12 protein-coding genes are annotated in these 12,487 nt (G+C 72.3%); 10 read left to right on the top strand and 2 right to left on the bottom strand.

Annotated features, from left to right (window positions below):
* Positions 1–107: 107 nt before the first annotated feature.
* The 6 genes from QZV97_RS12065 (at position 108) to QZV97_RS12040 (ending at position 6,770) form a co-directional block, all read left to right on the top strand.
* Entirely contained in the window at positions 108–767 is a 660-nt protein-coding gene (locus tag QZV97_RS12065; protein ID WP_295642215.1) for a glutathione S-transferase family protein, read from the top strand.
* 23 nt (positions 768–790) lie between these two features.
* Complete coding sequence (locus QZV97_RS12060; RefSeq protein ID WP_295642213.1) at positions 791–1,609, top strand: CmcJ/NvfI family oxidoreductase; 819 nt, start codon at positions 791–793, stop codon at positions 1,607–1,609.
* A 72-nt stretch (positions 1,610–1,681) separates the two neighbouring features.
* Entirely contained in the window at positions 1,682–2,683 is a 1,002-nt protein-coding gene (locus QZV97_RS12055) for a hypothetical protein (protein WP_295642211.1), read from the top strand.
* Positions 2,684–2,728: 45 nt separating this feature from the next.
* Positions 2,729–3,913, top strand: a complete 1,185-nt coding sequence (locus QZV97_RS12050; RefSeq protein WP_295642209.1) for a benzoate/H(+) symporter BenE family transporter — start codon at positions 2,729–2,731, stop codon at positions 3,911–3,913.
* Positions 3,910–4,857, top strand: coding sequence for a glutathione synthase (gene gshB / locus QZV97_RS12045; protein ID WP_295642207.1), 948 nt, complete (start codon positions 3,910–3,912; stop codon positions 4,855–4,857). Before QZV97_RS12050 ends, gshB begins: the two co-directional genes overlap by 4 nt.
* A gap of 32 nt (positions 4,858–4,889) precedes the next feature.
* Positions 4,890–6,770 (top strand): ATP-binding cassette domain-containing protein, encoded by a 1,881-nt coding sequence (locus tag QZV97_RS12040; protein WP_295642205.1) that lies wholly within the window; start codon positions 4,890–4,892, stop codon positions 6,768–6,770.
* A gap of 110 nt (positions 6,771–6,880) precedes the next feature.
* Here QZV97_RS12040 and QZV97_RS12035 read toward each other — a convergent pair whose 3' ends face one another.
* On the bottom strand, positions 6,881–7,618 hold the full coding sequence (locus QZV97_RS12035; RefSeq protein WP_295642203.1) for a hypothetical protein: 738 nt from the start codon (positions 7,616–7,618) through the stop codon (positions 6,881–6,883).
* Between the two features lie 79 nt (positions 7,619–7,697).
* On the bottom strand, positions 7,698–9,140 hold the full coding sequence (locus tag QZV97_RS12030) for a PLP-dependent aminotransferase family protein (protein ID WP_295642201.1): 1,443 nt from the start codon (positions 9,138–9,140) through the stop codon (positions 7,698–7,700).
* A gap of 103 nt (positions 9,141–9,243) precedes the next feature.
* Here QZV97_RS12030 and QZV97_RS12025 point away from each other — a divergent pair, with 103 nt between their 5' ends.
* The 4 genes from QZV97_RS12025 to QZV97_RS12010 all read left to right on the top strand — a co-directional run.
* Positions 9,244–10,176: a DMT family transporter gene (locus QZV97_RS12025; protein WP_295642199.1), complete on the top strand. Its 933-nt coding sequence runs from the start codon at positions 9,244–9,246 to the stop codon at positions 10,174–10,176.
* Positions 10,177–10,213: 37 nt separating this feature from the next.
* The gene (locus QZV97_RS12020) at positions 10,214–11,413 is read left to right on the top strand and encodes a PLP-dependent aminotransferase family protein (RefSeq protein ID WP_295642197.1); all 1,200 of its coding nucleotides are present in this window, start codon (positions 10,214–10,216) and stop codon (positions 11,411–11,413) included.
* Positions 11,410–12,243 (top strand): PhzF family phenazine biosynthesis protein, encoded by an 834-nt coding sequence (locus QZV97_RS12015; RefSeq protein WP_295642195.1) that lies wholly within the window; start codon positions 11,410–11,412, stop codon positions 12,241–12,243. The genes QZV97_RS12020 and QZV97_RS12015 overlap by 4 nt, the downstream gene beginning before the upstream one ends.
* On the top strand, positions 12,240–12,487 hold a 248-nt coding region (locus QZV97_RS12010), incomplete at its 3' end, for a VOC family protein (RefSeq protein WP_295642193.1). The genes QZV97_RS12015 and QZV97_RS12010, both read left to right, overlap by 4 nt.

Below are 12,487 nucleotides of genomic sequence, written 5' to 3'. Positions count from 1 at the left end.
AGATCGTGGACAAAACGTTCGCATTCGAGCAGCTGCGCCCGGTGCGGTCAATCCATAGACTGAGCTGAAGGCGGCGACTGACTGCCTCATCAACCCAGGAGACAGTCATGATGAAGGTGTACGCCGACCCGATCACGGTCAATTGCCGCAAGGTGCTCGCGGGTCTGGATCTGCTGGGTGCGCCCTACGAGCTGGTCCACGTCGACTACTTCAAGGGCGAGCAGAAGTCGCCGGCCTACCTGGCCATCAACCCCAACGCCTCGATCCCGGCCCTCGTCGACGGCGATCTGGAGCTGTGGGAGTCGAACGCGATGCTGCAGTACGCCGCCGACCGTGTCGGCAACGAGGAGGCCTACCCGCGCGACCTGAAACTGCGCGCCGACATCAACCGCTGGCTGCTGTGGGAGTCGTCGAGCTGGTTCCCGAGCTGCTACGTCTTCCTGGTCGAGAACTGCGTCAAGCCGCTGCTCGGCTCGCAGGCCGACCCGGCGGTGCTGGACGCCCAGGCCGGGCAGTTCCACAAGCTGGCCGGCATCCTGGACCGCCGCCTGTCCGACCGCACCTGGGTCGCCGGCACGCGCGGCCCGACCATCGCCGACATCGCGCTGGCCGCGCCCATGCACCTGCACGGCTGGCAGAAACTGCCGATCGCCGACCATCCGAACCTGAGCCGCTGGCTGTTCGACGGCGTCGAACAGCTGCCCTGCTGGAAGAAGACCTGGGTCGGCGAGGGCTTCATCACCCGCAAGGCCGAGGCCGCTGCCTGAGTTCCATCACCCGCACTTCCACGATGACGACTCCCGCCTCCGTCCGCACCACGCTGAACTACACCGTCGACAACGGCGTGGCGCCGGACTACTACTTCTACGAGCCCGACGCGACGGTCAAGCTCAACCCGCCGGGCACCGACCTGCGCGAGGTCGACGTCCACGACGGCTGGCCGGAAGTGGCGCGCCTGTCGGCCGATCGCGAGGGTTTCGAGCTGCACGACTTCGAGGGCCACTTCGACCAGTTCGACGACGACGCGTCGGTCCACCGCGAGTTCTACGCGCAGGTGATCACCTTCGTGAAGCGCCACAGCGGTGCGAGGCGCGTCGTCGTGTTCGACCACACCATCCGCAAGCGCCTGCCGGCCGACCTGAAGGCGCAGACCACGGTGCAGCGCCCGGCCGTGCTGCTGGTGCACAGCGACTACACGGTCAAGAGCGGGCCGCAGCGCGTGCGCGACATCCTGCCCCACGAGGCCGATGAACTGCTCGCGCGCCGCGTCGCGTTCTACAACGTCTGGAAGCCGCTGTACCGGCGCGTCGAGGAGCTGCCGCTGGCGATGTGCGACGCGACCACGCACGACCCGGACGACATGCTGCTGATGGACCTGAAGTACCGCGAGCGCACCGGCGAGATCTACGTGATGCGCTGGTCGCCGAAGCACCGCTGGGTCTACTTCCCGCAGATGGAAGCGAGCCAGGCGCTGCTGCTCAAGACCTACGATTCCGAGACCGACGGCCGCGCCCGCTTCATGGGCCACACCGCCTTCGAGGACCCGACCACGCCGCCCGGCGCGCCGAAGCGCGAGAGCATCGAGGTGCGGACGATGGCGTTCTTCTAGCGACGCTGTCGACCCTCGGGCGTTAGCATCCGCGAACAGTGCGCGCAGACAGCGCGCCGGGGGAGGGATGTGATGCTTCGATCGATCGGCTCGCTGGCCTGGGCCTTCCTGACCTGCGCGGCCTGGGCCGGCGGCGGCGACGTGCCGACGGCGGTGATCGCCGACAGCGCCGTCGGCGGCGGCAAGGAAGGCGCGGCCTTCTACTACCTGTCCGAGTTCGAAGGCGAACCGGTGCGCGTCAACATCCTCTTCGCGAGCATCGATGCGAGCCGTGGGCGCGGCGCCGACCTGCGGCTTGCCCCCGTGGAGCGACGCGTCCGCGCCGGCCGCGTCAAGCTGAAGATGGCCGGCCAGGTCGGCTACGCGGCGCCGGTGCAGAGCCTGTTCAAGTCGGCCGCCGCGTTCAAGGCGGACGGCGTGCTCGAAGCCGATCTCCAGCCGAACGCCCGCTACCGCGTCAAGGGCGCGCTCGATGCCTACCGGCGCGAAGTCTGGCTCGAGGAAGAGGACACGGGTCGCATCGTGGGCCAGAAGTTCGTGGCGCCCCCAGACCCGGCCGCGGTGGCCAAGGCGGTCGGGCACGCGGCCTACACCTGCTGCAACCTGCGCTACCAGGACGACTGGATCAGCGATGCCAACTGGGCCACGCTGCCCTTCATTCCGGCCGGGGCCCGCATCGCGGTCGGCGAGTACGGGCGGCACCGGGCCACCGTCGTCATCGACGGACGGGTGATGCGCGTCGGACACGACTACGGGCGTGCGCAGGAGAGCAAGGAACAGTTCGTCGCCAAGCTGCTGGTCCATGAAGACCCCAAGCTCAGGATCGCGGGCTTTCCCGCCGCCATCCAGGCCGCCATCCACGAGGGCAAGGTGATGCCGGGCATGACGCGGGAGCAGGTGATCATCTCGCTCGGCCACCCTCGGACCGACGTGACGCGGTCGGCGGATCTCGCGGAGTGGACCTACTGGACGCTCAATGGCGACGAGTACGTCGTCATCTGGGGTAGCGACCAGCGCGTCAAGGAGATCGACGCCCCGCGGAGCATCAAGCGCCTCGTGGTTCAGTCCGAGTAGCCACGGCCCGACCAGGCCCGACCGGGGCGGCCGATACTTCGTCCGATGCCGTCCTTCGTCCGCGACCTCTCGCTCTCCTCCGCGACCGCCGGCTTCGTGGCCGTGCTGGTCGGCTTCACCAGCTCCGTCGCGATCGTCTTCCAGGCCGCGCAGGCCTTCGGTGCGACGCCGGGCGAGATCAGCTCGTGGATGTGGGCGCTGGGCCTGGGCATGGGGCTCACCAGCCTGCTGGCCTCGCTGTGGTGGCGCCAGCCGGTGATGGTGGCCTGGTCGACACCCGGCGCCGCGGTGCTGGCGACGGCCGGCGTGGGCTACGGCATGGCCGATGCGGTCGGCGCCTTCCTCGTGTGCGGCGCGCTGATCACGCTGTGCGGCGTGACCGGCTGGTTCGAGCGCGTGATGAACCGCCTTCCGATCGCGATCGCGTCGGCGCTGCTGGCCGGCGTGCTGGCGCGCTTCGGCATCGAGGCCTTCGCCGCGGCGCGCAGCGCGCTGCCGCTGGTGCTGCTGATGCTGGCCAGCTACCTGCTGGCGCGCCGGTGGTGGCCGCGCTACGCGGTGGTGATCGTGCTGGCGGTGGCGACCGCCTTCGTCGCGGCACGCGGCGAACTGCGCACCGAGGCCATCCAGTGGTCGCTGGCGCAGCCGGTCTTCACAATGCCGCGCTTCAGCCTGGAGGCCACCGTCAGCCTGGCGCTGCCGCTGTTCGTCGTGACCATGGCCTCGCAGAACCTGCCTGGCGTGGCGGCGATCCGCGCCGCGGGCTACACGACGATGCCGATCTCGAAGGTGATCACGATCACCGGCGTGGCGACGCTGCTGCTCGCGCCCTTCGGCGCCTTCGCGCTCAACCTGTCGGCCATCACCGCCGCGATCTGCATGGGCCGCGAGGCCCACGAGGATCCGGCGCGGCGCTACACGGCGGCGGCCACCTGCGGTGCGATCTACGTCGTGATCGGCCTGTTCGGCGCCGCGGTCACCGGCGTGCTGACAGCCTTCCCGCGCGAGCTGGTGGTGGCGATCGCCGGCCTGGCGCTGCTGGGCACGATCGGCAGCGGCCTGGCCGTCGCGCTGAAGGACGAGGCGCACCGCGAGCCGGCGCTGATCACCTTCCTGGTCACGCTGTCGGGCGTGGTGATCGCCGGCATCGGCGCGGCCTTCTGGGGCGTGGTCGCCGGCACGATCGCGCTGCTTGTGCAACAGTGGCGCCGGAAAGGACTTGCCGCATGAAGCTGCTCTTCGTCGCCGACCCGCTGGACACCTTCAAGACCACCAAGGACACGAGCTTCTCGATGATGCGCGAGGCGGCGGCGCGCGGCCACGCGCTCGCGGCCTGCGAGCCGAAGGACATCCACTGGCAACGCGGTGCGGCCGTCACCGCGCGGGCCGTCGACCTGACGCTGACCGGCGACGCGAGCGACTGGGTCCGCACTTCCGACCCGCGGGCGCTGGCGCTGCGCGAGGTCGACGCGGTGCTGATGCGCAAGGACCCGCCCTTCGACAGCGAGTACTTCTACGCCACCCACCTGCTGGAGCAGGCCGAGCGCGAAGGCGCGCGTGTCTTCAACTCGCCGCGCGCGCTGCGCGACCATCCGGAGAAGCTGGCGATCCTCGAGTTTCCGGACCTCATCGGCCCCACGCTCGTGACGCGCGACGCCGGCGACATCCGCGCCTTCCATGCCGAGCACCGCGACATCATCCTCAAGCCGCTGGACGGCATGGGCGGCATGGGCATCTTCCGCGTGCGCGAGGACGGCCTCAACCTCGGCAGCATCACCGAGACGCTCAACAAGTTCGGCGCGCAGACGGTGATGGTGCAGCGCTTCCTGCCCGAGATCGCGCAGGGCGACAAGCGCATCCTGGTGATCGGCGGCGAGCCGGTGCCCTACAGCCTGGCGCGCATCCCGCAGGGCAGCGAGGTGCGCGGCAACCTGGCCGCCGGCGGCAAGGGCGTGGCGCAGCCGCTGTCGCCGCGCGATCGCGAGATCGCGGAGACGCTGGGTCCGGTGCTGGCCGCACGGGGCCTGCTGCTGGTGGGCCTGGACGTGATCGGCGACTGCCTGACGGAGATCAACGTCACCAGCCCGACGGGCTTCCAGGAGATCACGCAGCAGGCGGGCTACGACGTCGCGAAGCGCTATGTCGATGCGCTGGAGGCCGCGCTCGCCGACTGAAGTGCGCCGGGGCGGCGACAATCCCGCTCCCCATGGCCCTCCTCACCCTCACCGCCGCCCACCTGGCCTACGGCCACGTCGCGCTGCTCGCTCACACCGACTTCGCGCTCGAGACCGGCGAGCGCGTCGGCCTGATCGGCCGCAACGGCACCGGCAAGTCCTCGCTGCTGAAGATCATCGCCGGCCTCGAGAAGCCCGACGACGGCGAGCTGCGCCTGCAGACCGGTCTGCGCCTGGCGCTGGTGGCGCAGGAGCCGCAGCTCGACGGCGCCACGACCGTGTTCGATGCCGTCAGCCAGGGCGTCGCCGAGGCCAAGGCGCTGCGCGAGCGCTATGAGGCGCATGGCGCCGACGACGACCTCGACGCGCTGCAGACCCGCATCGAGGCACTCGACGGCTGGACCTGGGAGCAGCGCGTCACCGAGACGATCGAGCGCCTGCAACTGCCGCCCGAGGCGCGCATCGGCGACCTGTCCGGCGGCACCAGGAAGCGCGTCGCGCTGGCCCAGGCGCTGGTGGCCGCGCCCGACGTGCTGCTGCTCGACGAGCCGACCAACCACCTCGACCTCGATGCGATCCGCTGGCTGGAGGACCTGCTCAAGGCCTTCCGCGGCAGCGTGCTGCTGATCACCCACGACCGTGCCTTCCTCGACGCGGTAAGCACCCGCATCGTCGAGCTCGACCGCGGCATCCTGCGCAGCTACCCGGGCAACTTCGCCGCCTACGAGGCCACCAAGGCGCGCGAACTGGCCGACGAGGCGCTCTACAGCGCGCGGCAGGACAAGCTGCTGGCGCAGGAGGAGGTCTGGGTGCGCCAGGGCGTCGAGGCGCGCCGCACCCGCAGCGTCGCACGCATCAAGCGGCTGGAGGTGCTGCGTGCGGCGCGCGCCGCGCGGCGCGACTCGATCGGCCGGGTGGCGCTCGAGGTCGATGCCGGCTCGCGCAGCGGCAAGATCGTCGCGGAGCTGGAAGCGGTCTCCAAGTCCTATGGCGACAAGGGGGTCGTGCGCGACTTCAGCGCCACCATCCTGCGCGGCGACAAGGTCGGCCTGATCGGCGCCAATGGCGCCGGCAAGACCACGCTGCTGAAGCTGATCCTCGGCCTGCTGCCGCCCGACCGCGGCACGGTGCGCAACGGCAGCAACCTGCAGGTCGCCTACTTCGACCAGATGCGTGAGGCGCTGAACCTCGACGCGACGCTGGCCGACACCATCAGCCCCGGCAGCGAGTGGGTCGAGATCGCCGGCCAGCGCAAGCACGTGATGAGCTACCTCGGCGACTTCCTGTTCGCGCCGGCGCGCGCCAACTCGCCGGTGGCCAGCCTGTCGGGCGGCGAGCGCAACCGCCTGCTGCTGGCGCGGCTGTTCGCCAGGCCGGCCAACGTGCTGGTGCTCGACGAGCCGACCAACGACCTCGACATCGACACGCTGGAGCTGCTCGAGGAGCTGCTCGCCAACTACCCCGGCACGGTGTTCCTGGTCAGCCACGACCGCCGTTTCCTCGACAACGTGGTCACCAGCACGATCGTCAACGAGGCGCCCGGCGCCTGGCGCGAGTACGAGGGCAGCGTCGAGGACTGGCTGCTGCAGTCCGAGCGCGCGAAGTCGCTGCAGACCGCGGCGGCGAAGCGCGGGGCGGCGGCCGCGTCGCCCGCACCGGCCGTCGCTGCGCCGGCTCCCGCCGTCAAGCGTGCCAAGCTGAGCTTCAAGGACCAGCGCGAGCTGGACGAGCTGCCGGCGCGCATCGAGGCGCTGGAGACCGAGCAGCGTGAGCTGGGCGAGCGCCTGGCCGACCCAGCGCTGTACGCCGAGTCGCCGCCGGGCCGCATTGCCGAGCTGCAGTCGCGCTACGCCGTGATCGACGGCGAGATCACCGAGGCGATGGAGCGCTGGGAGGCCTTGAGCAGCCGCTGAGGTTCAGCGAGCGTCCGCGGCGGAGGCCGAGCCGCCGCCGGGCCGCCCCAAGGCGGCGAGCGCCCCCTCGGGGGGCAGGAGCGCGCGACGCGCGCGACGTGGGGGCGGCGCTACCACTTGCTGAGGCTGCTGAACCAGGAGTCGCCGGTCGCACCAGGATGCGTACGGCTGACGATCAAGCCCGCCTGCAGGTACAGCCCGTTCAGCAGCCGCGCCGCGCGTTCGCGGTCGAAGCCGGGCCAGGCCGCCAGCGCGCGCAGCGACACCGGCTCCTGGCGCAGCCGCCCCACGGCCGCGGCCAGCGCGCCGGTCAGCACGGCCGGGATCTCCAGGTCGGGGGCGACGCGGTAGACCGCCGGTCCGGCCAGCTCGGGCAGCAGCTCGAAACGCGGACCGTGCAGCGCCAGGTGCCACAGCAGCGGGCCGAGGGGATGGCACTGCTCGGGCGGCGCGACCAGGTCGTCGGTGCGACCGCCGGGCGCGCGCAGCACCGCCCGCTCGACCTGCAGCAAGCGCACGCTGTCGAAGCGCGTCGCATAGAGCGTGTCGAGCGGCAGGGGCGTGTGGAACAGGCGCTCGCGCGGGAACACCGTCAGGGGCAGCACGTGCTGGTCGCGGTCGAGGTGCAGGGCCATGTCCTGCGAATGGCGCAGGCAGGCGGCCAGCACCTCGAGCACCTCGCTGCCGCTGCCGCTGCCGCTGTTCTGGAAGCGCTGCAGGTCGGCCAGCAGCGACGGGCTCAGCGAGCTGAGGTGCGAGCCGTCCTTGGACGTGCCCTCCATCGCCCGGCGGAAGGCGCTGACTCTCCAGAGTTCAGGCTCGCCGAGCGGTACGGTGGGTTCATCCATGGCGTCGACTTTAGGGGGGCGTTCTCGGGCTTGTCACCTGACAGGAGTGCCACCCCCAAGGTAAGGGGGGCGCTGTGGCTCAGGCCTTGACGCCGCGTCGCTGAAGCTGTGCACGGCGCTCGGCCAGGGCTCGCCAGAAGGCGGCGTCCTGCGAGGTCGCGACGTTGATGCGCATCAGCGGGCTGGGCCGGCGCGTCGCGTGGAACAGCGAGCCGGGCGCGATCAGCCAGCCGTCGTCGAGCAGGGCCTGCGCCAGCCGGTCGGTGTCGACGCCGGTGTGGACCCAGGCGAACAGCCCCTGCGCCGGCGCGGCGGGCGGGCAGTCGTGGCGCAGCGCGAGCGCGACGCTGCGCGCCCGCGCGGCGTCGAGTCGCAGCCGCACGCGCTCGGCGTGGCGGCGCAGCGCGCCCTGCTCGAGGCAGGCGGCGACGGCCTGCTCGGTGAGCGCCGGCGTGGTCAGCGAGGTCAGCAGCTTGACGTCGACGAGGCGTGCGCGCAACGCCGACGGCGCGGCCATGTAGCCGACCCGCCAGCCCGGTGCCAGCACCTTGGAGAACCCCGAGATGTAGAGGCAGCGCTGCAGGCCGTCGAGCGCGGCGATGCGCGGCGCGTGCGGCGGCGCGAGCCAGGCGTAGGTGTCGTCCTCGACGATATGAAAGTCGTGCGCATGCGCCAGGTTCAGCAGTTCGTGGCACTGCGCCAGGCTCAGGCTCGAGCCGGTCGGGTTGTGCAGCACCGAGACGGTCATGTACAGCCGCGGCTTGTGCTCGATGACCAGGCGCCTGAGCACCGCGAGGTCGGGTCCGTCGGCGCCGCGCGGCACCGGCAGCACCCGCATGCCCAGCAGCGGCAGGCGCGCGAACTCGACCGCCCAGCCGGGCTCGTCGACCAGCACCGCGTCGCCCGGCTGCAGCAGCGCACGCGAGACGATGTCGAGCGCCTGCGTCGCGCCCAGCGCGGTCACGATCTGCTCGGCGCCGCAGGCGATGCCCAGGTCGGCGAGCCGCAGCGCCAGCGCTTCGCGCAGCCGCAGGTCGCCGGCCGGATCGCCGTAGCGCAATGCGCCGGCGGCGCCGCCGGCCGCCTCGGGGCGCAGTGCGCGTCGCAGCGCGGTGTTGAGCAGCGGCAGGTCCAGCCAGTCGGCCGGCAGCGTGCCGCCACCGGGCGCCGGCTTGCCGCCGGGACCGTGGAACATGCTGCGGATCAGCGCGGCGGCGTCGACCGGCGCGTCGACCGGTGTCGACGGCGCGACCGCCTCGGCGCGCGCCTTCGCGGCCACCGGACGCGCGCTCGCCGGACTGCGCACGAAGAAGCCGCGCTGGCGACGCGCCTCGATCAGGCCCTGGGCCAGCAACTGGTCGTAGGCCGCGACCACGGTGTGCGGGCTCACGCCGTGGCGCTGCGCACAGTCGCGCACCGAGGGCAGCCTCGCGCCGGGTGCGAGCAGGCGCTCGCGGATGCGCGCGGCGTAGCGCTCGGCGAGCTGCTCGGTCAAGGTCTGGCTGGCATCGCGGGTCAGCATCGCGGTCTCGTTCGCTGTGTCGCTCCGTTCACCGGTACAGGGCGATGCTTGCGCCGGCGTTCTGTACTGGCCGTGTATTGGTTGCGAGCCTACAGTCGATGCCATGCAAGCGCAACCCCTGCCGATGCCGTCTCCCGCACTCGACCGCCACGAAGCGCGCGGCCTGTGGCTGGGCCTGCTGGGCGTCGCGATCTTCGCGGTCACGACGCCGATGACGCGGCTGGCGGTCGGAGATGCCGCCGCGCCGCAGCTGTCGCCGCTGTTCGTGACGGCCGGGCGCGCGGCGCTGGCCGGCCTGCTGTCGGCGCTCTACCTGGGGTTCACCCGCGCGCCGCGCCCGCAGCGCGCGCAGTGGCGCGACTTCGCGATCACCGCGGCCGGTGTCGTCGTCGGCTTTCCGCTGTTGCTGGCGCTGGCACTGCGCGAGGTGCCGGCGGTGCACGCGGCCGTCGTGACCGGCGTGCTGCCGCTCGGTACCGCGGTGGTCGGCGCGCTGGTGCTGCGCCAGCGGCCCGGCGCCGGCTTCTGGCTGTGCGCGCTGGCGGGCTGCGCGCTGGTGCTGGGTTATGCGGCCTGGCAGGGCGGCGGCGCGCTGGTGCCGGCCGATGCCTGGCTGCTGGCCGCGGTGGCCAGCGCCTCGGTCAGCTATGTCTACGGCGCGCGGCTGTCGATCGTGTTGCGGCCCGAACACGTGATCTGCTGGGTGCTGGTCGGCACGCTGCCGCTGAGCTTGCCGGTCGCGCTGTGGGCGGCGTCGAACACGGACTTCGCGGCGGTGCGGCCGGGCGCCTGGCTGGGCTTCGGCTACGTGGCGCTGTTCTCGATGTGGCTGGGCTTCTTCGCCTGGTACCGCGGCCTGGCGCTCGGCGGCACCTTGCGCGTGAGCCAGGTGCAGCTGCTGCAGCCCTTCCTGTCGCTGCTGGCGGCGGTGCCGCTGCTGGGCGAGACGCTGGACCTGCCGACCGTCGCCTTCGCGCTGGCCGTGATCGCCACCGTCTTCATCGGCAAGCGCATGCCGGTGCGCGTGCGCGCCTGAGCGCAGCATCGTTTCGACTTCCGAGGAGAGCTTGACCATGACCTGGACCCTGGCCGCGCGCACCGCGCGCATGAACCCGTCGGTGATCCGCGAGATCCTCAAGCTGACCGAGCAGCCCGGCGTGCTGTCGCTGGCCGGCGGTCTGCCGTCGCCCGACAGCTTTCCGGCCGAGGCGGTGCGCGCCGCCGCCGAGAAGGTGCTGCGCGACACGCCGAAGGAAGCCCTGCAGTACGCCGCCAGCGAGGGCTACGGTCCGCTGCGCGAATGGGTCGCGGGGCAATTGCGCGCGCAGGGCCAGCGCGTCGAGGCGGGCCAGATCCTCATCACCACCGGCTCGCAGCAGGGCCTGGACCTGGTCGGCAAGCTGCTGATCGACGCGGACAGCGTCGTCGCGGTCGAGACGCCGACCTACCTGGGCGCGCTGCAGGCCTTCGCGCCCTTCGAGCCGCAGTTCGCGGCCATGGCCTGCGACGCCGAAGGACCGACACCGAAGGCCGTGGCCGAAGCCCGGGGCGCGCGCTTCGCCTACCTGCTGCCCAACTTCCAGAACCCGACCGGCCGCGTGATGGGCGAGGCCCGGCGCGACGCGCTGGTCGCGGCAGCGCAGTCGACCGGCCTGCCGCTGGTCGAGGACAACCCCTATGGCGAGCTGTGGTTCGACGCCCCGCCGCCGGCGCCGCTGGCGGCGCGCTGGCCCGAGGGCACGATCTATCTCGGCTCGTTCTCCAAGGTGCTGGCGCCGGGCCTGCGCCTTGGCTACGTCGTGGCGCCGCCGCCGCTCTACCCGAAGCTGCTGCAGGCCAAGCAGGCCGCCGACCTGCACTCGCCGGGCTACAACCAGCGCGTCGTGCACGAGGTGGTGAAGGACGGCCTGCTCGACCACCACCTGCCGCGCGTGCGTGCGCGCTACGCGGCCCAGCGCGACGCGATGGCCGCAGCCTTGCGTGCCCATCTGCCGGCCGCCACCGAGTGGAGCACGCCGCAGGGCGGCATGTTCTTCTGGCTGCGGCTGCCGGCCGGACTGGACGCGATGGCGCTGCTGCCGCGCGCGGTGGCCGCCGGTGTCGCCTACGTGCCGGGCGCGCCCTTCTTCGCCGGCGAGCCCGACGCGCGCAGCCTGCGCCTGAGCTTCGTCACGCTGGCGCCCGCGCAGATCGAGCAAGCCGTCGCCGCGCTCGGCCGCGTGCTGCACGAGGCCCTGGCCGAGACGCCGGACCGGCTGCGGCGGGCCGCATGAGGACCTGGCGCTACGCGCAGGTCGACGTCTTCACGGCGCAGCCCCTGCGCGGCAACGCGCTCGCGGTGGTGCACGACGCCGCGGGCCTGAGCGATGCGCAGATGCAGGACTTCGCGCGCTGGACCAACCTGAGCGAGACCACCTTCCTGCTGCCGCCGACACAGGCCGGCGCCGACTACCGGCTGCGCATCTTCACGCCCGGTGGCGAACTGCCGTTCGCCGGCCATCCGACGCTGGGCAGCTGCCACGCCTGGCTCGAGGCCGGCGGCGCGCCGCGCGGCGAGGTCGTGGTGCAGGAGTGCGGGGTGGGGCTCGTGCGCGTGCGTCGCGACGGCGCGCGGCTGGCCTTCGCCGCGCCGCCGCTGCGTCGCCACGAGCCGGCCGACGCGGCCACGCGCGAGCAGCTCGCGCGCTCGCTGCGGGTGGCGCCGTCGGCGATGCTGGACGCGCAGTGGATCGACAACGGCCCCGGCTGGATCGGCGTGCGGCTCGCCGATGCGGCGGCGGTGCTGGCGGTGGAGCCTGACTTCGCGGCGATGGACGCCCTGAAGGTCGGCGTGATCGGCGCCTGGCCCGCGGGCAGCGAGTGCGCCTTCGAGGTCCGCGCCTTCGTGCCGACGATGGGCGTGCCCGAGGACCCGGTCACCGGCAGCCTCAACGCCGGCTTCGCGCAGTGGCTGGTCGGCGCCGGCCTGGCACCGCCGCAGTACGTGGCCGCCCAGGGTGCGCGCCTCGGCCGCGCCGGCCGCGTGCACGTGCAGCAGCGCGGCGAGGACCTCTGGATCGGCGGCGAGTCCGTCACCTGCATCGAAGGCAGCCTGCGGCTGTGAACACCGGTACCGCGGCCCGGCTCGATCACCTGGTGATCGGCGCCGACACGCTGGCGCAGGGCGTGGCGTGGTGCGAGGCCGAGCTGGGCATCACGCCCGGGCCGGGCGGGCGCCATGCCTTGATGAGCACGCACAACCGCGTGTTCACGATCGCGTCCGACGGCTACACGCGCGCCTATGCCGAGATCATCGCCATCGATCCCGACGCGCCGCCGCCCGGCCGCGCGCGCTGGTTCGGGCTCGA

The organism is uncultured Methylibium sp. (genome assembly GCF_902826655.1).
GTDB lineage: Bacteria > Pseudomonadota > Gammaproteobacteria > Burkholderiales > Burkholderiaceae_C > Methylibium.
Note: the sequence above shows the minus strand (reverse complement) of the source record. Positions and strands in the feature narration are given on the sequence as shown.